Source organism: Pseudooceanicola pacificus (assembly GCF_009789075.1).
Taxonomy (GTDB): Bacteria; Pseudomonadota; Alphaproteobacteria; order Rhodobacterales; family Rhodobacteraceae; genus Pseudooceanicola; species Pseudooceanicola pacificus.
Map to the genome: position 1 here is coordinate 208,079 of NZ_WNXQ01000002.1, position 22,406 is coordinate 230,484.

The window sequence follows — 22,406 nt, forward strand, 5'->3', positions numbered from 1 at the left end:
AGACAGCCCCCCTTGCCCCGCGCCGGCGCAACCCGCCTGATCGCACCGTCGTCCGCACCTAGCCCGAGCAGGACGCCCCGCCCAGCACGCAGAACTTCGCGCAATGCGGATGGTTCAGCGCCACCGGACGTCCCGCCTCGGCCAGCGTCCCGCCCAGTTCGAACTCCGGGTCATAGGCCAGCAGGGTGCAGGCCAGCACCGCGGGCCGTTCGGCCCCCTTGCGCCGCACCACCATCCGGGCCGAGGCGCACATCACCTCCGAGGGCGCCTTGTGCAGGATGCCCCAGCAGGCCGTGGTGATCTCGGGCACCTCGACCGTCAGGTCCATCTCGGGAAAGACGACGCAATGCGCTGGATCGGCGGCGTCGACGGCAAAACCTTCCTCGGCAAAGAGCCGGGCGAATCCGTCGCGCACCTCGGCCTCGCTCTCCGACACCCCGGCGCGCCCGGCGACATCCATCGCGAGTCCCGCATCGCGGATCCAGCGCATCCCCTGCAGCGTCACGTCCCAGGTGCCCGCGCCGCGTTCCGAATCGTGCACGGCAGGGTCGGGGTGGTCGAGCGACACGCGCAGCACCAGCCGGCCGGGGAACTCCCGGTTCAGGGCCACCAGCCCCGCGCGCATCGCCGGCCGCATCATCGGGCGCATCGCATTGGTCAGGATCAGCACCCGGTGCCCGGCCTCCAGCGCCATGCGGGCCATCGCGATGATCTGCGGGTTCATGAAGGGCTCGCCCCCGGTGAATCCGACCTCTTCCAGCGGATGCCCCAGGTCGCGCGCCTCGGCCAGGTAGCCGGCCAGGTCCTGCGTGGTGAAATAGACCAGCGCGTCGTTCTGCGGCGAACTTTCGATATAGCAGTTGGCGCAGGTGATGTTGCAGAGCGTGCCCGTGTTCACCCAGAGGGTGCGCAGCCCCTCAAGCGCGACGGTGGCGCGGGGGGCGCCGTCGGCGGTGAAGCCCGGGTCCTGAAACTTGCCCTTGTTGGCAGGGCCGATGTCGATATCCTTCATGGCGCCACATTGGGGCATTGCGGGATGCGTGACAATCGTCTCTGCACTGCCGCACGGCGTTGTGAAACGTCTTCAGAGCCGCTATAGATCGCACTGTTGGCGCTAACAGCGCCGGTGAACACGGAACAGGGAGAACCCGGATGGTCTCGCGCGTCATTCCCGTCGAACCTTTCGACCTTGTCATCTTCGGCGGCACCGGCGACCTTGCCCGGCGCAAGATCCTGCCGGGGTTGTACCGGCGCTTCTGCTCGGGCCAGATGGGCGAGGATTCCCGCGTCATCGGCGCCGCCCGGGCCGAGATGGACGCCGAGGGCTACCGCCAGTTCGTGCGCGAGGCGATCGACGAGTTCGACGCCGGCCGCACCTGCGAGGTCGGAACGATTGACGCCTTTCTCAAGCGGCTGGACTACGTCACCGTCGACGCGCTTGGAAAAGACGGCTGGCCCGATCTGGCCAAGCTGATGGGCGAGGGGACGGGCCGGGTGCGCGCCTATTACTTCTCGGTTGCGCCCAGCCTTTTCGGCGCCCTGGCCGAGCGGCTGCACACCTACGGCATCGCGGACGAGGATGCCCGCATCGTGGTGGAAAAGCCATTCGGGCGCGACGAGGCCTCGGCCTGTGCGCTGAACGGCGTGCTGGCCGAGCATTTCGACGAAAGCCAGATCTACCGGATCGACCATTACCTGGGCAAGGAGACGGTGCAGAACCTGATGGCCGTCCGCTTCGGCAACATGCTGTTCGAACCGCTGTGGAATTCGCAATATGTCGACCACATCCAGATCACCGTGGCCGAGACGGTGGGCGTGGGGGGCCGGGGCGAATATTACGACAAGTCCGGCGCGATGCGGGACATGATGCAGAACCACCTGATGCAGCTGCTGTGCCTGATCGCGATGGAGCCGCCGGCCAAGTTCGACCCTGACGCGGTGCGCGACGAAAAGCTCAAGGTGATCCGCGCGCTGGACGAGGTCGAACCGCGCGACATCGTGCGCGGCCAGTACGAGGCCGAAGGCGACAAGCCCGATTACCGCACCCATGTCGAGAACCCGGAATCGACCACCGAAAGCTTCATCGCGATGAAGGTGCACCTGTCGAACTGGAGATGGGCCGGCACACCCTTCTACCTGCGCACCGGCAAGCGGCTGCGGGCGCGGACCTCGGAAATCGCCGTGGTCTTCAAGGAGACCCCGCATTCCATCTTTGGCCCCGAGGCCGGGCGCCATCGCAACATCCTGACCATCCGGCTGCAGCCGAACGAGGGGATGGACCTCGGCGTCACGATCAAGGAACCCGGGCCGGGCGGCATGCGGCTGGTCGACGTGCCGCTGGACATGACCTTTGCCGATGCGCTTGGCCCCGATGCCGAGGACGTGCCGGATGCCTACGAGCGCCTGATCATGGATGTGATCCGTGGCAACCAGACGCTGTTCATGCGCGGCGACGAGGTCGAGGCCGCCTGGGCCTGGACCGATCCCATCATCGCCGGCTGGGAAAAGCGCGGTGACAAGCCTGAACCATACGAAAGCGGATCGTCCGGCCCCGAGGATGCCCTGGCGCTGATGCACCGGGACGGACGCCGCTGGAGGGAGATCCGGATTTGATCGCCATCAGGATCATCGGCGGGTGTGCGATTGGCGTACGGCTTCGTACAGTCCGGGCGGCGGGTCTCGTCGGCATTGCCCAAGTGACTGATCTGCTGTCGAAATCCTGTCTGCACGCCATTGCTGCGGTGCAGCGCAAATCACATACGGTGCCGTCGGTTTCTTGAACCGGCAGGGGGAGGATATCCGATGAAGTTCAGGGAATACCAGGATCGCGACATGCTCGCGCTGGACCTGGCGAACCAGATCGCGGGCGAACTTGGCGCCGCGCTGCGCCAAGGGGGGCGCGTGCTCTTTGCCGTGCCCGGGGGGACGTCGCCCGGGCCGATTTTCGATGTGCTGAGCGACGTGGCGCTCGACTGGTCGCGCGTCGACGTGGTGCTGACCGATGAACGCTGGGTGCCCGAGGACGATCCCCGCTCCAACACCGCGCTGGTGCGCAAGCGCCTGCTGACCGGCAAGGCGGCGGCGGCGAGCCTGCTGCCCCTGCGCGCCGACAGCGACACGCCCGAGGAGGCGCTGGATGCGCTGGCCGCCGGTCTGAAGGACCATCTGCCGATCAGCGTGCTGTTGCTGGGCATGGGCGATGACATGCACACCGCATCGCTTTTTCCCGGGGCGGATCGTCTGGCGGATGCGCTGGCCAGCGACGCGCCGGTGCTGATGCCGATGCGCGCGCCCGGCGTGCCCGAACCGCGGATCACGCTGACCGCCCCGGTGCTTGGCGGCGCGATGGCGACCCATCTGCTGATCTTTGGCCCCGCCAAACGCGCCGCCCTGCAACAGGCCGAGCGCCTGACACCCGAAGAGGCCCCGGTTTCCGTTGTGCTTGACCAAGCCACGGTGCACTGGTGCGACTGATTGACCCAACATACGACGGAGACTCTCATGTGGGATGACGTGATGCGGGCCGGAGCGGCTGCCGAGGACCGTTCTATCATCGACCTGTTCGCGACCGATGCCGATCGGGCAAGCGGGTTCGCGGCGGAATTCGACGGCCTCCTGCTGGACTATTCCAAGACCTCCATCGACGCCGCGGCGCGCGAGGCCCTGCTGGCCCTGGCCGACAAGGCCAAGGTGGCCGAACGGCGCGAGGCGATGTTCTCGGGCGAGAAGATCAACGAGACCGAGGGCCGCGCCGTGCTGCACACTGCGCTGCGCAACCTCTCGGGCAGCCCGGTGATGGTGGAGGGCAAGGACGTGATGCCCGGCGTACTGGACACGCTGGCCCGGATGGAGGCCTTTGCCGCCGACCTGCGCGACGGCGGTTTTACCGGGCAGGGCGGGGCGATCACCGATGTGGTGAACATCGGCATCGGGGGCTCCGACCTGGGGCCGGTGATGGGCTATATCGCCTTGTCGCCCTATCGCGACGGGCCGCGCTGCCATTACATCGCCAATGTCGACGGCGCCCATGTCGCCGACGTGCTGGCGCCGCTCGATCCCGAGACGACGCTGATCATCGTCGCCTCCAAGACCTTCACCACCATCGAGACGATGACCAATGCCCGCGCCGCCTGGGCCTGGATGGCAGAAAAGGTCAAGACCCCGGGCGAGCAGTTCGCCGCGCTGTCGTCCAACCCGGGCGAGACCACGAAATGGGGCATCGCGCCCGAACGCGTCTTCGGCTTCGAGGACTGGGTCGGGGGGCGCTATTCGATGTGGGGGCCGATCGGCCTGTCGCTGATGCTGGCCATCGGGCCCGACGATTTCCGCGCCTTCCTGCAGGGCGCCGCCGATATGGATGCGCATTTCCGCAGCGCGCCGTTCGAAAGGAACCTGCCCGTGCTGCTGGCCCTGGTGGGCATCTGGCACAACCAGGTGCAGGGCCATGCCACCCGCGCCGTCCTGCCGTATGAGCAGCGCCTGCGCCGTCTGCCCGCCTACCTCCAGCAGCTGGAGATGGAGAGCAACGGCAAGAGCGTCGCGATGGACGGCAGCGCGCTCGACATGCAGTCCGGCCCCATCGTCTGGGGCGAGCCGGGCACCAACGGGCAGCATGCTTTTTACCAGCTGATCCACCAGGGCACCCGCGTCGTGCCCTGCGAGTTCCTGGTCGGCGCGCAGGGGCACGAGCCCGAATTGGCGCATCAGCACGAACTGCTTGTCGCCAACTGCCTGGCCCAGTCCGAGGCGCTGCTGCGCGGCCGCTCGCTGGACGAGGCGCGGGCGATCATGGCCGCCAAGGGCCTGACCGGCGACGAGCTGGACCGCCAGGCCCGCCACCGCGTCTTCCCGGGCAACCGTCCGTCGATCACCATTGCCTACCCCCTGTTGACGCCTGGAACGCTGGGCCGGATCGTGGCGCTTTACGAGCACCGCGTGTTTGTCGAAGGGGTGATCCTGGGCATCAACTCCTACGACCAGTGGGGCGTCGAGCTGGGCAAGGAACTGGCCCTCGCGCTGGAGCCGGTGCTGAAGGGCGAGGATCCGGGCAAGGGCAAGGACGGGTCGACCCTGGCCCTGGCCGGGTGGATGCGCGCCCACGGGCTGAGCTGAGCGCCGGGGGCCTGCACGGATGGAATAGGCGGCGGGCCGGGTTGGCCTTGGCCCCCCGGATGTGTCGCGGGGCATGCGCCGGTCCCGCCATTCATGGCCCCGCCTTGCCAGGGCCCCCGCGGATGTCGCGGGGCCTTGGCCTGAGGAGGTCTGATCCGCAGTCGGTCCGGACCCGGAGGGCCATCCTGTCAGCAAGCGACATGGCCGGCTGCCACGCTCAGCTCAGGTCGAAGCGCGCAATTCCCGCCGCGGCGAGTTCATCGTCAAGAGCGTGACCGGTCAGGATGTCGGTCACCTGCGCCACGATCTCGGGTGATGCGACGCTCTGAAACACCGACATGTCGATATGGGTGCCAAGGCTTTCCGGGAAGACCGCGACGGGCACGACCCCCGGCGTGGCCAGCACCGTTGTCAGCGGGGCAATCGCAAGCTCGTAGTCCCCGTGCGCGACCGATGCCGCAGGCACGCCCCCGTCCATCGCATGGCTGTGCGGCAGGACGGAACCGCTCAGCCCCATCCGCTCCAACGCATCCAGATAGCTGCGCCCGCTTGTCCCCGGGCCTGTATAGGCGATGCCGCGCGCGCCGCGCAAAAGCGCCGCGATTTCGGCGGCCTCGGTCATGATCCGGCCTTGCGCCGCGCCTTGGCCCGCCACCGCCAGCGAAACGCGCCCGAATGCGCGATGGCTGCTGCCGTCTGCAAATCCGTCCTCGATCAGGGCCTTTGCATACGGCGGATTGGTCAAACCGATGTCATAGGGCTCACCCGCTCTGATCCGCTTCGGTATCAGGGGGTTGAGGTCGACCTCCTGCAGGATCCGCAGGCCTGTCCCGGCTTCCACCCGTGGCATGATGCGGGCCATGACGGCCCGGATGGCCGCCGGAACGAACATGCGCAACACTGTGGGCATACGGATAGTCCCTCCGGGAGGCGCAGGCGCTCTGACCCCGGGATTAAGCACCATCCGTTGTGGACCGGCAAGCCGGTTTGCCGCGGGCTCTTGTCGGGTTTGAACCGGGTCCCGGCTGCGCCTGGATGCCAGCGGGCCGTCTGTATCGACATGTCCGGCAAGGGGGACCAGGTGGGCGCCGCCCCTGTTTCCAGCCACCTGACGCCGAGCAGGAAACGGGGCGACGCCCTATGCGCGGTCCTCGGGATGCAAGGGTCGCTCAAGGGATGAGCGGGGACCGCGACAGGCCTGTATTGGCGGCCCAGTGCCGGGCCATTCCCTAGATACGAAACCGCTGCACATAGAGTTTCAACGAAATCGAAAAAAATTGTCCTGCTTCGGGGGCGTCAGTAGCAGATTGTCCGGCCCCAGCTCGGATAGCAGTACATCCGGCTCTTTTCGGTCTCGGCATCCTCGATCAGACTCAGCAATCCGTCCTGTCCGGCGGCGGCGGCCTTGGCGGCGCCGATCAGCGTGTCCTTGTCGGTGAAGGCTTCGGCGGGGGCGACGGTGGTGTTGTCCAGCGATGCGCGCAGGCGCAGGGCGGCCAGCATCAACACGGGGTCGTCCCGCTCCATCCCCAGGGCGATCAGCTGTTCCGACAGCATCACCTGCTGCATCATGCCGGGGGTCGGCGCGGGGTCGTCCTGAGCGACGGCCTGGGTGGCCAGCAGGGCAGAGCAGACGAGCGGAAGGATGAGGCGTTTCATGGCATTTGACTTTCTTCACGGTTGACGTGCCGGAAAGGCTAAGCCGGGCGCCCGATTTTTCGCAAATGACAAAAGCGGTTAGCCCCCTGAACAGGGGGTCAGCGCGGGATGTCGAACCCCGGCGCGGCCAGTTCGAACCCCTCGAACCGGAAGGCGGGGGAGACGGTGCAGCCGACCAGCGTCCAGTCGCCGGTGGTCGCGGCGGCCTGCCAGTACCCTTCGGGAACAATGCCCTGCGGGCGCTCGCCCGCCGCAAGGTCGGGGCCAAGGCGCAGGTCTTGCGCAGGGCCCGCATCGCTGGCGGCAATCGACAGGATCAGCGGCGCGCCGGCATAGTGGTGCCAGATCTCGGCGGCATCGACCCGGTGCCAATGGCTGCTTTCGCCCGCCTTGAGCAGGAAATAGATGCAGGTCCCGGCCGGGCGCGTGTCTCCTTCGGCCCCGGCGATCCAGGTCTGGCGGAAATATCCGCCCTCGGGGTGCGGTTGCAGGTGCAGCAGGGCGATGATCTCGTCGGCGGTCATGGGCGTCTCCTTGCCAGGTAGGCGCGGGTGAAGGCGGCATAGCCCGGCGCCGTGGTCCGCAAGGCCCGGCGCATGTGGCCGTGCAGGGCGGGCAGGGCGTGGAACGGGGCCGCCGGCATCGCGTGGTGTTCGATGTGATAGGGCATGTTCCAGGCGATCAGCCGCACCAGCGCCGTCGTAAATGTGGTGCGGGTGTTTTCCAGCATGTTCGCTGTCCGGGGGCAATCGCCATGTTCGGCCAGCAGATAGATCCGCAACAGCGGCTGGCCCAGAACCGAGGGCAGGAGCCAGATCCAGAACGGCAGCGGTGTCCAGATCAGCGACAGGGCGACAAGGGTGTAAAGGATCAGCAGCCCGCGCGCCTCGGCCTCGGCCCGGGGCCGGGCGCGGGCGGGCAGGTAAGCCGGGCGTTCGCGCCCCCGGGCCAGGCGGATCACCAGCGCGAGGTTGCCGTACCAGAGCGGCAGACCGGAAACATGCCAGAGCCAGGCGCGCAAGGCGTCGGGCTTGGGGCTGTCCAGTTCGGGGTCGAGGCCGGGCAGGTTCGTATGCCTGTGGTGCGCCAGATGGAAATGGCGGAACCACAGGAAGGGCAGCATGCCAAGCGCGCCGGTGACATGGCCCACCACCTCGTTCAGGCGGCGGCTGCGGAAGGGCGTGGTATGGGTGCACTCATGTTCCAGCGTGAAGAGAAAGGCGAGCAGCACGCCCTGCGGCAGCATCAGCAGCGGCCATCCGGGCACGCGGGCGGCGATCGCCCAGCCGAGCAGACCGACGGCCCCGCCATGCGCCAGCAGCCGCGCGACGCCGGGGGCATTGCGCCGCGTGCTCAACCGGGCGCGCGCCTCGGGCGGGATGGCCGACAGGACGATGCGGTGATCGGCGGGCGGGGCAGGGCCGTCGCTCATCGCGCTGTCCCCGCACGCGCGATCACGGCGAATTGGGGCATCGGCCGAGACTTTCCGCTGGTCATCCGCCCGGTCCGCCCCATCTGCTGCGTTACGGCCAATGACGAGGCAAGAGGACGACACCACGTGACAAATCCGTGAGCGGCACCGGGGCGGTTGCAAGACTGCCGTCGAGGCACGGTAACAAGATGGTGCTCCTTCTCGCCGATCGGCCCCTTGATGTTGGGCCGGATCTTGCCGTTTGAAAAAAATTGGCAAATATTGGCCGCCACATGGAACCGGGAACAGGCTACGGTGTTCATGTCTTACAAGGGAAGACAATCCATAATGGAGGTATTTATGACCAAGTGGAAAATCGCCGTGATCGTTGCGGTCACGTCTGCACTGAGCGCATGTGCCGGTGGCATGAGCCCCGAAGCACGTACCGTGGCAGGCGTTGCTGGCGGCGCGGCGGCGGGTCTGATCGCAGCAGAAGCACTCAACGCGGACAACAACTGGCGGATCATCGCCGCTCTGGGCGGCGCAGCAGCCGGCACCATGGTGGCACAGAACACCCAGAGCCAGAGCTGCGCCTATGCAAACGGCAACGGCGGCTACTACACCGCGCCCTGCCGCTAAGCGTGACGCTCTGACGCCCCGGTATCGCCGGGGCGCATATGCAAATGGCGGTCCGGTATCCGGGCCGCCATGTTTGTTTGCGCAGGTCCCGCAAGGGGCGGGCAGGGCCGGCTGACCGGCCCCGGGGGCCTCAGCCCTTCAGGATCGACCGGCCGGCATATTCGGCGGTCTCGCCCAGCATCTCTTCGATACGGATCAGCTGGTTGTACTTGGCCATCCGGTCCGAGCGCGAGAGAGAGCCGGTCTTGATCTGACCGCAGTTCGTGGCCACGGCGAGGTCGGCAATGGTGCTGTCCTCGGTCTCGCCCGAGCGGTGGCTCATCACGTTGGTGTAGCGCGCGCGGTGCGCCATATCGACGGCCTTCAGCGTCTCGGTCAGGGATCCGATCTGGTTCACCTTGACCAGCATCGAATTCGCCACGCCGCGCTTGATCCCGTCGGCCAGGCGCGCCGGGTTGGTCACGAAGAGGTCGTCGCCCACCAGCTGGACCGTCGCGCCCAGGGTGTCGGTCAGCAGCTTCCAGCCGTCCCAGTCGTCTTCGGCGCAGCCGTCCTCGATCGAGATGATCGGATAGGCATCGCAGAGCTCTTTCAGGAAGGCGACATTGGCGGCGGCGTCCAGCGTCTTGCCCTCGCCCTTCATGTCGTAGACGCCGTCCTTGAAGTACTCGGTCGAGGCGCAGTCGAGCGCGAGGTAGATGTCCTCGCCGGGCTTGTAGCCGGCCTTCTCGATGGATTTCATGATGAAATCCAGCGCCACGGTGGTCGAGCTGAGGTCGGGGGCAAAGCCGCCCTCGTCACCCACAGCAGTCGACAGGCCCGCGTCGTGCAGCTCTTTCTTGAGCGTGTGGAACACCTCGGCGCCCATGCGGATCGCGTCCCGGCACGAAGGGGCCGAGACGGGCATGATCATGAATTCCTGAATGTCGATCGGGTTGTCGGCATGTTCGCCGCCGTTGATGATGTTCATCATCGGCACGGGCAGCACGCGGGCCGAGGTGCCCCCGATGTAGCGATAGAGCGGCTGCGCGGTGAAATCCGCCGCCGCGCGCGCCACGGCGAGCGAAACGCCCAGGATCGCATTGGCGCCCAGCCGGCCCTTGTTGTCGGTGCCGTCCATTTCGATCATCGCGGTGTCGATGCCGACCTGTTCGGTCGCGTCGAACCCGACGATGGCCTCGGCGATCTCGCCGTTGACGGCGGCCACGGCTTCGGTCACGCCCTTGCCCATGTAACGCGACTTGTCGCCGTCGCGCCTTTCCACCGCCTCGTAGGCGCCGGTCGAGGCGCCCGAGGGCACGGCGGCGCGGCCCAGGGTCCCGTCTTCCAGGATGACGTCCACCTCGACGGTGGGGTTGCCGCGGCTGTCGAGGATCTCGCGGGCGTGAATGTCGATGATCGTGCTCATGGGGGCGGTCCCTTGTCCCTAGGCTGGCTTCGGGGCGGCTTGTAAGGGGCTGACCTGACGTTGGAAAGAGGCGCGCGCGGACGTTTGCGCAAACAGTGGCAAACTGGCGTAGGAGGGTTGCCGTCAGGGCACGGGACGGGGGGATCTTGCGCCGGGAGCGGGGGGCGCGCCAGGACAAAGGCCGCCTCGCGGCGGCCTCCGATCAAGCTGTCGTCTGGGCTTACGGGATGATCCGCGAGTATTTCTGCCCTTCCAGCGTCGCCCCGGCGCGCAGCCCTGCCTGGCCGAAGACAACCGCCACGATGGGCGCGTTCAGCGTGGTGGTGTCGGCCTTGAGCGCGCCGCCCTTGTCGGCAAAGGCATATTCCGCATCCGCCCCCAGCGACCAGCCGGGCGAGCGGCGGAAGGTGGTCAGCACCTCTTCGGTCATGAAGAACAGCACATGGGCATATTGCTGCGCGCCGATCTGAAAGCCGATATTGGCCGTGGTGGCCGAATAGTAATCGACCGTCGAGCCCTGGATGCGCAGCGCGCCGCGCCCGTAGCCGCCGCCGATGCCGAACCCGGCCTCGGTGACCAGCGGCATGATCAGCATGGCCACCGACTTGTCCGCCAGGTCGCGCGTCTGCGGGAACTGGTTGAACATGTATTCCAGCGTGGCATCGGCGCGGGCGTCGATGACCTCGGCATTGCCGGAGCCGACGCCGTTGTTGCAGCCAGCCATGAAAAGGGGAGCGGCCAAGGCCGCAAAGGTGAAATTGCGTCGCGAAATGCTCATCTGTCCGCCTGTGCTTGCCCAATATCCTGCGCCCGTTCGGGCGCCGTCGGGTTGAAACCCGATCATTGACGCGAATTATAGACGCAGGGGCGGCCCCTGTCACTAACCGTTGTGGGCCCTCACGCCCATGTCAGGCCAGTGCGCGGGCCATTGCCGGGGCAAAGTAGGTCAGGATCCCGTCGCAGCCCGCCCGCTTGAAGCCCAGAAGGCTTTCCGCCATCGCCCGCTCGCCGTCGATCCAGCCGTTGAGAGCCGCGGCGCGGATCATCGCGTATTCGCCCGAGACCTGGTAGGCGAAGGTCGGCACGCCAAAGCTGTCCTTTACCCGGCGGCAGATATCCAGATAGGGCATCCCGGGCTTGACCATCACCATGTCGGCGCCCTCGGACAGGTCGCGGGCGACCAGGCGCAGCGCCTCGTCGGAATTGCCCGGGTTCATCTGATAGGTCTTCTTGTCGCCCTTCAGCGCGCCGGTGGCGCCAACCGCATCGCGGAACGGGCCGTAAAAGGCGCTGGCATATTTGGCGGCATAGCTCAGGATCATCACGTTGCGGTGTCCGGCGGCCTCCAGCGCGTTGCGCATGGCGCCGATCCGGCCATCCATCATGTCGGACGGGCCGATCATGTCGGCCCCGGCCTCGGCCTGCGACAGCGTCTGCCTGACCAGCGCCTCGACCGTCTCGTCATTGATGATCTCGCCATCCACGACAAAGCCGTCATGCCCGTCGATGTTGTAGGGGTCGAGCGCCACGTCGGTCATCACCGCCATCTCGGGCACGGCGCGTTTGATCGCGCGGGTGGCGCGGTTTGACAGGTTCTCGGGGTTCCAGGCCTCGGCGCAGTCGCTGGTGCGCTTGTCCATCGGCGTATAGGGGAAAAGGCAGATCGCCGGGATCCCCAGGTCCGCCGCCTCGCGCGCGGCCTCGGCCACGGCATCGACGGTCAGGCGGTGCACACCGGGCATCGAGGGGACCTCCTCGCGCGCCACGCCATCGCCCTCGCGCACGAAGACGGGCCAGATCAGATCGCCCACGGACAGGGTGTTTTCCTGCGCCAATGCGCGAATTCCGGGCGACTGGCGCGCGCGGCGAAAGCGGGTGGCGGGGAACGGGGCCTGGACGGCGGGGTTCATCGGGGACATGGCGGCGGCTCCTGTTGATCCGGCGCGTTTCAGGTGGCATGGAATGGCGCGCATCTCAAGGGTAGGAATTGCCGCCCCTTGGGGCTAAGAGGTTTGAAAACCGGGCCGGGGCGAAGAGAGCAGGATCAAAACGTGGGTCTGCCACAGACAGTATTCGAGCTGATCGACCTGAGGTCGTTTTCCAACCTCTGGTTCTGGATCGCGCTTGCCGTGATCTGGTCATCGGCCAGTCACTGGGTGCTTGGCGTGCCCTGGGACATGGTCATGCGCGCCCGCCGCAAGGGCGGCCAGGCCGAAACCGATTTCGAGGACATGGTCCGCATCAACGTGAACCGGCTGCTCTATATCGCCGAGGTCTCGGGGCTGATGCTGATGTCCTTTGTCTGCTTCGTGCTGACGACGCTGCTGGTCACCGGCTTCTGGTATGGTGTGGAATTTGCCCAGGCCCTGTTCCTGCTGGGCTGCCCCCTGTCGGTGGTCGGCGTGCTCAGCCTGTGGTCGGCCCACGGCATCCGCACCAGCGGCGCGGCGGGCGAGGACCTGCGCCGCCGCATGTGGCGCCACCGGATGATGGTGCAGATGGTGGGCGTGGTCGCGATCTTTGTCACCGCCATGTGGGGCATGTTCCAGAACATGTCCATCGGCGTGCTGGGCGGCTGAGAGGCATGGCGGGCGCGGATCACATCACCCTCGGCGGTGCACCCGAGGGGTTCGACGCATCGCTGGTTCTGGCCGAGGTCGCGCGCCGCCAGGCGCCCGTGGTGCATGTCGCCCGCGACGACCGGCGCATGGCGGCGATGGCCGATGCGCTGCGCTTCTTCGACCCTTCGATGCCGGTGATCCAGTTCCCGGGCTGGGATTGCCTGCCCTATGACCGGGTGTCGCCGAATGCCGATATCTCGGCCACGCGGATGGCGACGCTGGCCGCGCTGGTACATGGCATGCCCAGCCGGTTCGTGCTGCTGACGACGCTGAATTCCGCCACCCAGCGGGTGCCCGCGCGCGAGGTGCTGCGCGAGGCGGCATTCACCGCCCGTGTCGGCCACCGCATCGACGAAAAGGCGCTGCGCGATTTCCTTGTCCGCATGGGGTTCGTCCAGTCCCATTCGGTGACCGAGCCGGGCGATTACGCCCTGCGTGGCGGCATCATCGACATCTACCCGCCGGGCGAAGGCGGGCCGGTGCGGCTGGACATGTTCGGCGACGTGCTGGACGGCGCGCGCCGCTTCGACGCGGGCACGCAGCGCACGACCGAGAAGCTGGAGGTGGTGGAGCTTGCCCCCGTCTCCGAGGTGATCCTGGACGACGCCGCGATCACCCGCTTCCGCCAGAACTACCGCGTGGAATTCGGCGCGGCCGGCACCGACGATCCGCTTTACGAGGCGGTGAGCGCGGGGCGCAAGCATCAGGGCGTGGAGCACTGGCTGCCGTTCTTCCACGAGCGGCTGGAAACGCTGTTCGACTATCTGCCCGATGCGACGGTCATGCTGGACGAGCAGACGAAACCGTCCCGGATCGCCCGCTGGGAAAGCATCACCGACCAGTACGAGACGCGCCGCCTGGCGCTTGAGACGCGCGGGCGGATGGACAGCGTCTACAAGCCCGCACCGCCGGGTCTGCTCTACCTGGACGAAAGCGCCTGGGACGGCGTCATGGCCAGCCGGCGGGTGGTGCAGATGTCGGCGCTGCCGCAGGCCTCGGGGCCCGGGGCGGTGGATGGCGGCGGGCGTATCGGGCGCAATTTCTCGCCCGAGCGGCAGATGGAGAACGTGAGCCTTTTCAAGGTTCTGGCGGACTTTGTTCGCGCAAAGCTGCAAGAGGGGCCGGTGGTCGTCGCCTCTTACTCCGAGGGCGCGCGCGAACGGCTCGAAGGGCTGATCGAGGACGAGGGGCTGGTTGGTGCCGTCTCTGTCCGCGACGCGGGCGGGATCGGCAAGCGCGGGCTGCATCTGGCGGTCTGGCCGCTGGAACATGGCTTCATGGGGCCGTGGCGCGAGTCCCGGATCACCGTGGTTTCGGAACAGGATGTGCTGGGCGACCGGCTGATCCGCGGCCCCCGCCGCAAGCGCCGGGCCGAGAATTTCCTGACCGAGGCGCAGTCGCTGACCTCGGGCGATCTGGTGGTGCATGTCGACCACGGGATCGGCCGCTACATCGGCATGGAGGTGATCACCGCCGCCGGTGCCGCGCATGAATGCCTGCTGCTGGAATATGCCGACAACGCAAGGCTTTACCTTCCGGTCGAGAATATCGAACTGCTGTCCAAATACGGGCATGAGGAGGGTCTGCTCGACCGTCTCGGCGGGGGCGCCTGGCAGGCCAAGAAGGCCCGGCTGAAGGAACGCATCCGCGAGATGGCCGACCGGCTGATCCGGGTGGCCGCCGAACGCATCCTGCGCACCGCCCCGATCCTGGAGCCGCCCGAAGGTGCCTGGGATGCCTTTCAGGCGCGCTTCCCCTATCAGGAGACCGACGACCAGCTTTCGGCGATCGAGGATGTGCTGGGCGACATGGCCTCTGGCCACCCGATGGACCGGCTTGTCTGCGGCGACGTGGGCTTTGGCAAGACCGAGGTCGCCCTGCGCGCGGCCTTTGTCGCCGCGATGTCCGGGGTGCAGGTCGCGGTGATCGCGCCAACAACCCTGCTGGCGCGGCAGCACTATCAGGGCTTTGCCGAACGGTTCCGGGGATTTCCCTTGCAGGTCAGCCCCTTGTCGCGCTTTGTGAATGCGGCGGATGCCACCCGCGTGCGCAGCGGCGTGGCCGACGGCACGGTGGATATTGTTGTCGGCACCCATGCGCTGCTGGCCAAGGGCGTGAATTTCCGCAACCTCGGCCTGCTGATCGTGGACGAGGAGCAGCGTTTCGGCGTCGGCCACAAGGAGCGGCTGAAGCAGCTGAAATCCGACGTGCATGTGCTGACCCTGACCGCGACGCCGATCCCGCGCACGCTGCAGCTGTCGCTGTCGGGGGTGCGGGATCTGTCGATCATCGGCACCCCGCCGGTCGACCGGCTGGCGATCCGCACCTATGTCTCGGAATTCGACGGCGTGACCGTCCGCGAGGCCCTGCTGCGCGAGCATTACCGGGGCGGGCAGTCGTTCTTTGTCGTGCCGCGCGTGTCGGACCTGAACGAGATCGAGGCCTTCCTCAAGGATCAGGTGCCCGAGGTGACCTATGTCACCGCGCATGGCCAGATGGCGGCGGGCGACCTGGATCGCCGCATGAACGCGTTTTACGACGGCCGGTTCGACGTGCTGCTGGCCACAACCATCGTGGAATCCGGGCTGGATATCCCGAGCGCCAACACGATGATCGTGCACCGGGCCGACATGTTCGGGCTGGCGCAGCTCTATCAGATCCGGGGCCGGGTCGGCCGGGCCAAGACCCGCGCCTATGCCTATATGACCACCAAGCCCCGGGTGAAGCTGACCCCGGCTGCCGAGAAACGGCTGCGGGTGCTGGGCACGCTGGACACGCTGGGCGCGGGGTTCACGCTGGCCTCGCAGGATCTCGACATCCGCGGCGCGGGCAACCTGCTGGGCGAGGAACAGTCGGGCCAGATGCGCGACGTGGGATACGAACTGTACCAACAGATGCTGGAAGAGGCGATCGCCAAGATCAAGGCGGGCGAACTGGAGGGGCTGACGGATGCCGACGACCAGTGGGCCCCGCAGATCAACCTGGGGGTTCCTGTCCTGATTCCAGAGGATTACGTGCCGGACCTCGACCTGCGCCTTGGCCTGTATCGCCGGCTGTCCTCGCTCTCGACCAAGGTCGAGCTGGAGGGCTTTGCCGCCGAGCTGATCGACCGTTTCGGCAAGCTGCCGAAAGAGGTGAACACCCTGCTGCTGGTGGTGCGCATCAAGGGGCTGTGCAAACGCGCGGGGATCGCCAAGCTGGACGGCGGCCCCAAAGGCGCGACGATCCAGTTCCACAACGACAAGTTCGCCAGCCCCGAGGGGCTGGTGGAGTTCGTGCAGGCGCAGAAGGGTCTGGCCAAGGTCAAGGACAACAAGATCGTGGTGCGCCGCGACTGGAAATCCGACGCCGACAAGATCAAGGGCGCCTTTGCCATCGCCCGGGACCTGACCGAAAAGGTGCAGGCCAAGGAAAAGGCGCGCAAGGCCGGGTAGGGTCAGCCGCCCCGGCGCCACCCGTTGCCTTACAGGCCCAACCGTTTCTCGAAAAATGTATCCGGATAGGGATCGTCGTTGAACCGGGGGATCTCGCTCCAGCCTTCGCGGTGGTAAAGCGCCACCGCCTCGGGCAGGGCGGAATTCGTGTCCAGTCGCAGCAGCCCGATGCCCAGCTCGGCGGCGATCTCCTCCACCCGGGTCATCATGCGCCGTGCCAGGCCCAGGCCCCGGGCCGAGGGGGCCACCCAGACGCGTTTGACCTCGGCCGTGCCATCGCCCGTGCCCTTCAACCCGGCGCAGCCCAGGGCCAGCCCGTCCGAGCGGGCCACGAGGAACACGCCGCGCGGGCGGATCATCGCCGTGGCCTCGGGGTCGCGGGACAGCGAGACGTCGAAACCGGTCGCCAACCGGCGGGACAGCTCGCCGTAGTATTCGCCCAGGCAATAGCGGGCGTCGGGGCCGCGGGGGTCGTCCTCGTCCAGCGTGATGCGGTCGCGGGCAAGGGCCGAGGCGACGAGATCCATCGCCGCCAGCAGCGCCTCGGGCCGGGGGTGGCGCGAGAGGGTGTCGCGGGCGCGCTCGTCCGAGAGCGCCTCGTAGGCGGCGAATTCCGCCGCGCCGGTTTCGGTCAGCGCGGCCACGCGGCGGCGGGCGTCCTCGGGGTGGGGCGCGGTGAGGATGAGGCCCTCGTCCTCCAGCCCGCGCAGAAGGCGGCTGGTCAGCCCGGAATCGAGCCCCAGAAAGGCGCGCAGCGCGGCCACGTCGCAATGCCCGTGCCCGATGGCGTTCAGCACCCGGGCGGCGCCAAGCGAACGCCCGCGGCCAAGGAAACTGTCGTCGAGCGCGCCGACCTCGGAGGTGACGGCGCGCGAGAAGCGGCGGAAGCGGGCGACGGGATCAAGGCTCATGTTTATCTGACTAAGGTCAGATAAATCCGCCGTCAATCCGGAATGTCACGCGCAGCAGGGTCGCATCGCCGCCTGGGCGCAGAAGCACGAGGCCGCGACCTCGGTATCCGCGCGGGCCAGGGCGAAATCCAGCCGCTGACGCAGCTGCGGCAGCTCGACCGTGTCGCCCCGCGCGGCAAGGCAATCGTGCAGGCCCTTCAGGCTCCAGACATTGTCCGGGTGGATCGAGCCACGCGGCAACTGCCCGGCCAGGCCCAGGTCCTCGCGGTAGATCTGTTCCGCTTCGGCCACATGCCCCTGTTCGAACAGCAGCGCCCCAAGCGCGTGGCGGGCGGGCTGCATCCAGCCCCAGGGCTCGTCATAGGGCAGGGCGTCGTCCAGCGCGACGGCACGGCGCAGCGCGTCAAAGGCGGCGTCGAAAGCGCCCTGACGGTAGAGGATTTCGCCCCGCAGCATGGCCTTGGCGATCTCCATCAGGTCGGGCACCACGTTGTTGTGCAGATAGCGGGTGCGCGGCACCAGCGCGGCGGCCTGCAAAAAGGCCTCTTCCCCCGCCAGCGCGGCATCGACATGGCCAAGCGCCGCATGGGCCAGCGCCTGAGCATAGAGCGTGGTGGCGGTGAGCGTGCGATAGAGCGTGCGGTCCTCGGGCAGTTCCATCGCCAGCAGCGCGTCCCATTTGCCAAAGCGGATCAGGATATGCGGCTCCATCGCCATGAAGGCCTCGAAATAATCCGCCATCGGCGGGCTTTCGATCCGCAGCATCTCTTCGGGCGTGGTCTCGCGCAGGCCGCGCATCGCCGCCAGCGCCGGTTCCATCTGCCCCAGAAAGAGCGCGCCATAGATCACGAAGTGATAGTTGTGCTGGCGATAGCCGGTGTAGAGGTTCATCGCCCCTTCGCGCTCATAGTATTTCAGATCGGCCACAATCGCCTTCTGGTTCCACACAACGGTGTCGCGGTAATGGCCGCATTGCACGTCGATATGGGTCGGCATGTGCACCAGGTGGCCGGCATCTGGCACCAGTTCGCGCAGGGCGTCGGCCTGGGGCAGGGCGATTTCGGGCGTGGGCGACATCTCCATCAGGTGGATGTAGAGGTGCAGCAGACCCGGGTGGCGCATCGCGGCGGGATCGCTGGCAAAGGCGTCCTCCAGCACGCGCTGCGCCTCGGCCGTGTCGGCACCCGGGGCGGGCTGGCCGGTCCGCTGGTCCCACATCCGCCAGGGCGTGCGGTTCAGCAGCGCCTCGACAAAGATCGTGCGGATGTCGAGCTGGCCGGGATGGGCGGCACAGACCGCGCGCATGGCATCGGCAAAGGCATCGTCCCAGGGGCGCAGGTCGTCGATCGGTTCGCTTGCGGGATAGCGGGCGGGCAGGGCGGCGATCAGCGCGGCCTCGGGCGCGCTCACCCGGTCGGCCAGGGCCATCGCGGCGGCGGCGGCGGCATGGGCCGTGGCCAGCGCATCGGCCCGGGTCTGCCCGTCCATCAGGATCCAGGGCATGTTGTAATTGGGCCCGGCGGCATAGGAGACGCCCCAATGCGCCATCGCGCAATCGGGATCGTGCTCCAGCGCGCGGCGATAGCAGGCGAGCGCCTCTTCGTGATTGTAGCCGTAGGTCCAGTTCAGGCCCCGGTCGAACCAGAGCTGCGCCAGGGGCGAGGCGGTGGTGACGGGCAAGCTGTGGGTGCCCAGGTCGTAGTAAGTGTCCATGCCGGGGCCTCGCATCGCTCAACGGTTAGGGAACGGTATGCCAGGAGTTGAACGCGGCTGATCAGACAGGGCAAGCGCGGAAATTGGTCAGGCGCGCGGGGCGTGGAGGCCGCGAAGCGCCCGCAGTCAGCCCAGCCTGGCGATAAAGGCCTTCACCTTCGGCGCGATCCAGTCCCAGAGCGCGGGCGCCCCGCTTTCGATCTTGCGGCCGACTTTTTCCCGGAAGACATCCCAGGTGACCGCATAGTCGATCCAGGAGCCGCCCCCCGAGGCGAGGTTCTGATTCGGCGGCTGGAACCGGTCGAGCGACTTGGCGAATCGTGCATCGGGGGTCTCGTTTGCCTCGAACTCTTCCCACAGGGCGCGAAAGGCTGTGGCCTGGTCGGCGGGCAGCAGGCCGAAGATCCGGTTGGCGGCGGCCTGTTCGCGCGCGGCGACGGTTTCGGCGTCAAGCGCACCGGCGCCATAGATCGGCACATCGCCGGCGTCGATTTCGACCAGATCGTGGATCAGCAGCATGCGGATCACCCGGTCGATGGAGACATCGGCGCCATGTTCGGCCAGCACCATGGCGTAAAGCGCGAGGTGCCAGGAATGTTCGCCCGAATTCTCGCGCCGCGAATTGTCGCAGAGCGGCGTGGCGCGCAGCACCGACTTGAGGCGGTCGGCCTCGGTCAGAAAGGCCATCTGGGCGTCGAGGCGGCTGGTCATTGTCCGGGCTTGGGCGCGGGCCGGGGGGCGATGCGTTTCGCAGGCTGGGCCGCTGCGGGTTTCGCCGGCTGCGGCGGGGCGCTGGCGCGATGCTGGGCCAGCTTGCGTTCCAGCGCCGCGCGCGCCTTGCGTTCGGCCAGGCGCACGCGGACGTCTGTCAGAAAGGCCTCTTCCAACGTCTGGGATGCGGCACCGATGACCCCCGCGATTTCCATGAACAGCCGGTCGTCGCCGGTTTCGTCCATGGCTTTCATCACGTCTTCGCCCAGCTGGGCGGCGAGGGTCTGCAGTGTCGACATGAGCCTTAGCGCGTTGTTTCGGTCAGGCGTCGTTTCACGTAGTCGGACACGCTGGTGATCATCGTGTCCATATGCGGATCTTCGAAGAAATGGCCGGCACCTTCAACCTGTTCATGGGTGATAGTGATGCCCTTCTGTTCCTTCAGCTTCGACACCAGCGAGGCGGTATCGGCCGGCGGGGCGACCCGGTCGGCGGTGCCGTTGATGATCAGGCCCGAGGACGGGCAGGGCGCCAGGAACGAGAAATCGTACATGTTGGCCGGCGGCGAGACCGAGATGAACCCGGTGATCTCGGGGCGGCGCATCAGCAGCTGCATGCCGATCCAGGCACCAAACGAGAACCCCGCGACCCAGCAGTGTTTCGAGTTGTTGTTCATCGACTGCAGGTAGTCGAGCGCCGAAGCGGCATCGCTCAGCTCTCCGATGCCCTGGTCGTATTCGCCCTGGCTGCGGCCGACGCCCCTGAAGTTGAAGCGCAGTACGGTGAAGCCCATCTTGTGAAAGGCGTAATGCAGATTGTAGACGACCTTGTTGTTCATCGTCCCGCCGAACTGCGGATGCGGATGCAGCACGATGGCGATGGGGGCGTCACGTTCCTTCTGCGGGTGGTAGCGGCCTTCGAGCCGGCCTTCTGGGCCGGGAAAAATGACCTCGGGCATTGTTTGCGCGGTCTCCTGCGGATATGCGCGTGAATTCTTGACGAATTCTCTCGGGCACATTAGAACGGTTCTAAATCCGGTCGTGGTCCGGATCGGGCTTTTTGCGAGATAGTTCCTGGGTCCGGGAAGGTCAATCATTTCCGGCGGATCCGGGGAAGTCACGCGGCGGAGGCGGCCATGAAACTGAGCACCAAGGGACGTTACGCGATGGTTGCCCTGGCCGACATGGCGTTGCAGCCGGGCGACGGTCTGGTGACGCTGGCGGGTATCTCCAAGCGGCAGGCGATTTCGCTGCCCTATCTGGAGCAGCTTTTTGTCAAGCTGCGCCGCGCCGGGCTGGTCGAATCCGTGCGCGGCCCGGGGGGCGGCTACAGGCTGGCCCATTCGCCCAGCGATATCCGCGTGTCGGATGTGCTGGCCGCCGTGGACGAGACGGTGAGCGCGATGCACAAGGGCGCGGGCGCTTCGGGCGGGCTGTCCGGCTCGCGCGCGCAGTCGGTGACGAACCGGCTGTGGGAGGGGCTTTCGGCCCATGTCTATGTCTTCCTGCACCAGACCCGGCTGTCGGATGTGGTGGGCAACGGGCTGGCGCCATGCCCCGCGGTGCCCAACCTCTTTGCCGTGGTGGACGAGGACGCATGACCCGGGCCGGCGGACATAAATGCGCCCTGGCCGACGGCGCGCTGCTGTCCGGGCGAGGCGCTTGTGGCCACTTGCCCCGGGCGGGGCGCTCTTGCGGCCGGATGGAGCCCGGGGTGCGCCTCCTGCCCCGAGGGCGCGCGCGATGAGGCGGGTGTATCTGGATCACAACGCCACCACGCCGCTGCGGGCCGAGGCGCGCGAGGCGATGATCGCGGCGATGGATGTCGCCGGAAACCCCTCGTCGGTGCATGGCGAGGGGCGGCAGGCCAAGGCGCTGATCGAACGGGCGCGGGCGCAGGTCGCCACGGCGCTCGGCGCGGACGGGGCCGATGTGATCTTTACCTCCAGCGCGACCGAGGCGGCGGCGCTGGCGTTGGCGGGTCGTGGCCTGCACTGCGCCGAGGTGGAACATGACGCCGTCCTGGCCTGGGCCGAGAGCGGGCTGCCGGTGGATGCGCAAGGCGCGGTGCAGGTGGCGGAGCCGCAGGCGGCGACCCTGCAATTCGCCAATTCCGAAACCGGCGTGATCCAGGATCTGCCCGCCGATCTGGCGGTCTGCGACCTGACGCAGGGTTTCGGCAAGGTGCCTCTGGCCTTCAACTGGCTGGGGTGCGACATGGCGCTGGTCTCGGCCCACAAGCTGGGCGGGCCCAAGGGCGTGGGCGCGCTGGTGCTGCGGCGGGGTCTGGATGTCCAGGCGCGGATCCGGGGCGGGGGCCAGGAGATGGGCCGCCGCTCGGGCACCGAGAACGTGATCGGCATCGCCGGGTTCGGTGCCGCGGCCGCAGCGGCGGCTCGGGATCTGGACGCCGGGATCTGGGACGGCGTCGCGCAACGGCGCGATCTGCTGGAAGAGGCCATTGCGGCCGAGGACAGCGATATTATCTTTGCTGGGAAAGGCGCCAAACGCCTGCCCAATACCTGCAGCATCGTCAGCCCCGGCTGGAAGGGCGAGACGCAGGTGATGCAGATGGACCTGGCCGGATTCGCCGTATCGGCCGGATCCGCCTGTTCCAGCGGAAAGGTGCGTGCCAGCCGCGTGCTGCGCGCCATGGGATTCGACGAAGGGGCCTCAGCCAGCGCGATTCGCGTCAGCCTGGGCCCCGAGACCACCGAAGAGGACATCCTGCGCTTTGCCCGGACCTGGGCCGCGCAGCGACGCAAACACCGCGCCCGCGCGGCGTAAG

General features: G+C 67.4%; 22 protein-coding genes. 9 read left to right on the forward strand and 13 right to left on the reverse strand.

Going from position 1 to position 22,406, the window contains the following annotated elements; genetic code table 11:
• Positions 1-58 precede the first annotated feature (58 nt).
• Positions 59-1,012: a radical SAM protein gene (locus tag GLS40_RS04040; RefSeq protein WP_160381450.1), complete on the reverse strand. Its 954-nt coding sequence runs from the start codon at positions 1,010-1,012 to the stop codon at positions 59-61.
• A 140-nt stretch (positions 1,013-1,152) separates the two neighbouring features.
• Here GLS40_RS04040 and zwf point away from each other — a divergent pair, with 140 nt between their 5' ends.
• Genes zwf through pgi form a run of 4 tightly spaced genes read left to right on the forward strand, consistent with a single transcriptional unit; the run spans position 1,153 to position 5,112 of the window.
• Positions 1,153-2,613 (forward strand): glucose-6-phosphate dehydrogenase, encoded by a 1,461-nt coding sequence (gene zwf, locus GLS40_RS04045; protein ID WP_160381452.1) that lies wholly within the window; start codon positions 1,153-1,155, stop codon positions 2,611-2,613.
• Positions 2,610-2,780 (forward strand): hypothetical protein, encoded by a 171-nt coding sequence (locus GLS40_RS04050; RefSeq protein ID WP_160381454.1) that lies wholly within the window; start codon positions 2,610-2,612, stop codon positions 2,778-2,780. Before zwf ends, GLS40_RS04050 begins: the two co-directional genes overlap by 4 nt.
• Before the next feature lie 22 nt (positions 2,781-2,802).
• Positions 2,803-3,474: a 6-phosphogluconolactonase gene (pgl, locus tag GLS40_RS04055; RefSeq protein WP_160381456.1), complete on the forward strand. Its 672-nt coding sequence runs from the start codon at positions 2,803-2,805 to the stop codon at positions 3,472-3,474.
• Positions 3,475-5,112 (forward strand): glucose-6-phosphate isomerase, encoded by a 1,638-nt coding sequence (gene pgi, locus GLS40_RS04060; protein WP_268892922.1) that lies wholly within the window; start codon positions 3,475-3,477, stop codon positions 5,110-5,112. It begins immediately after the preceding gene.
• 217 nt (positions 5,113-5,329) lie between these two features.
• On the opposite strand, the gene GLS40_RS04065 is transcribed toward pgi, so the two are convergent.
• The 4 genes from GLS40_RS04065 to GLS40_RS04080 all read right to left on the reverse strand — a co-directional run bounded on the left by GLS40_RS04065 (position 5,330) and on the right by GLS40_RS04080 (position 8,203).
• Positions 5,330-6,022, reverse strand: coding sequence for a substrate-binding domain-containing protein (locus tag GLS40_RS04065; RefSeq protein ID WP_160381460.1), 693 nt, complete (start codon positions 6,020-6,022; stop codon positions 5,330-5,332).
• Between the two features lie 386 nt (positions 6,023-6,408).
• Complete coding sequence (locus GLS40_RS04070; protein WP_160381462.1) at positions 6,409-6,771, reverse strand: hypothetical protein; 363 nt, start codon at positions 6,769-6,771, stop codon at positions 6,409-6,411.
• Positions 6,772-6,869: 98 nt separating this feature from the next.
• The gene (locus GLS40_RS04075; protein ID WP_160381464.1) at positions 6,870-7,295 is read right to left on the reverse strand and encodes a cupin domain-containing protein; all 426 of its coding nucleotides are present in this window, start codon (positions 7,293-7,295) and stop codon (positions 6,870-6,872) included.
• Positions 7,292-8,203 carry a fatty acid desaturase gene (locus GLS40_RS04080; protein ID WP_160381466.1) on the reverse strand — a complete coding sequence of 304 codons (912 nt, stop codon included), beginning with the start codon at positions 8,201-8,203 and terminating at the stop codon, positions 7,292-7,294. Before GLS40_RS04080 ends, GLS40_RS04075 begins: the two co-directional genes overlap by 4 nt.
• Positions 8,204-8,542: 339 nt before the next feature.
• Here GLS40_RS04080 and GLS40_RS04085 point away from each other — a divergent pair, with 339 nt between their 5' ends.
• Positions 8,543-8,821 (forward strand): glycine zipper 2TM domain-containing protein, encoded by a 279-nt coding sequence (locus GLS40_RS04085; RefSeq protein WP_160381467.1) that lies wholly within the window; start codon positions 8,543-8,545, stop codon positions 8,819-8,821.
• 130 nt (positions 8,822-8,951) lie between these two features.
• Here the strand turns inward: GLS40_RS04085 and eno are convergent, their stop codons facing one another.
• From eno to hemB, 3 genes are all read right to left on the reverse strand, one after another.
• A complete protein-coding gene (eno, locus tag GLS40_RS04090) occupies positions 8,952-10,229 on the reverse strand; it encodes a phosphopyruvate hydratase (RefSeq protein ID WP_160381468.1) in 1,278 nt (425 codons plus the stop codon).
• Between the two features lie 220 nt (positions 10,230-10,449).
• Positions 10,450-11,007, reverse strand: a complete 558-nt coding sequence (locus GLS40_RS04095) for a lipid-binding SYLF domain-containing protein (RefSeq protein ID WP_160381469.1) — start codon at positions 11,005-11,007, stop codon at positions 10,450-10,452.
• A gap of 130 nt (positions 11,008-11,137) precedes the next feature.
• Positions 11,138-12,139, reverse strand: a complete 1,002-nt coding sequence (hemB, locus tag GLS40_RS04100; RefSeq protein WP_160381769.1) for a porphobilinogen synthase — start codon at positions 12,137-12,139, stop codon at positions 11,138-11,140.
• 141 nt (positions 12,140-12,280) lie between these two features.
• Between hemB and GLS40_RS04105 the strand changes: the two genes are divergently transcribed.
• Both GLS40_RS04105 and mfd read left to right on the forward strand, forming a co-directional pair.
• Complete coding sequence (locus GLS40_RS04105; RefSeq protein WP_160381470.1) at positions 12,281-12,808, forward strand: component of SufBCD complex; 528 nt, start codon at positions 12,281-12,283, stop codon at positions 12,806-12,808.
• A 5-nt stretch (positions 12,809-12,813) separates the two neighbouring features.
• Positions 12,814-16,284, forward strand: coding sequence for a transcription-repair coupling factor (gene mfd, locus GLS40_RS04110; RefSeq protein ID WP_160381471.1), 3,471 nt, complete (start codon positions 12,814-12,816; stop codon positions 16,282-16,284).
• 29 nt (positions 16,285-16,313) lie between these two features.
• Here mfd and GLS40_RS04115 read toward each other — a convergent pair whose 3' ends face one another.
• The 5 genes from GLS40_RS04115 to GLS40_RS04135 form a co-directional block, all read right to left on the reverse strand.
• Positions 16,314-17,195 carry a bifunctional helix-turn-helix transcriptional regulator/GNAT family N-acetyltransferase gene (locus tag GLS40_RS04115; RefSeq protein WP_160381472.1) on the reverse strand — a complete coding sequence of 294 codons (882 nt, stop codon included), beginning with the start codon at positions 17,193-17,195 and terminating at the stop codon, positions 16,314-16,316.
• A gap of 45 nt (positions 17,196-17,240) precedes the next feature.
• A complete protein-coding gene (locus tag GLS40_RS04120; RefSeq protein ID WP_160381473.1) occupies positions 17,241-18,908 on the reverse strand; it encodes a tetratricopeptide repeat protein in 1,668 nt (555 codons plus the stop codon).
• Between the two features lie 126 nt (positions 18,909-19,034).
• Positions 19,035-19,619 (reverse strand): HD domain-containing protein, encoded by a 585-nt coding sequence (locus tag GLS40_RS04125; protein ID WP_160381474.1) that lies wholly within the window; start codon positions 19,617-19,619, stop codon positions 19,035-19,037.
• The gene (locus tag GLS40_RS04130) at positions 19,616-19,918 is read right to left on the reverse strand and encodes a hypothetical protein (protein ID WP_235905770.1); all 303 of its coding nucleotides are present in this window, start codon (positions 19,916-19,918) and stop codon (positions 19,616-19,618) included. The genes GLS40_RS04125 and GLS40_RS04130 overlap by 4 nt, the downstream gene beginning before the upstream one ends.
• A gap of 5 nt (positions 19,919-19,923) precedes the next feature.
• Positions 19,924-20,577 (reverse strand): alpha/beta hydrolase, encoded by a 654-nt coding sequence (locus GLS40_RS04135; protein ID WP_160381475.1) that lies wholly within the window; start codon positions 20,575-20,577, stop codon positions 19,924-19,926.
• A gap of 177 nt (positions 20,578-20,754) precedes the next feature.
• Here GLS40_RS04135 and iscR point away from each other — a divergent pair, with 177 nt between their 5' ends.
• Positions 20,755-21,219 carry a Fe-S cluster assembly transcriptional regulator IscR gene (gene iscR, locus GLS40_RS04140; RefSeq protein WP_160381476.1) on the forward strand — a complete coding sequence of 155 codons (465 nt, stop codon included), beginning with the start codon at positions 20,755-20,757 and terminating at the stop codon, positions 21,217-21,219.
• A gap of 142 nt (positions 21,220-21,361) precedes the next feature.
• Complete coding sequence (locus GLS40_RS04145) at positions 21,362-22,405, forward strand: cysteine desulfurase family protein (protein ID WP_160381477.1); 1,044 nt, start codon at positions 21,362-21,364, stop codon at positions 22,403-22,405.
• Position 22,406 lies beyond the last annotated feature (1 nt).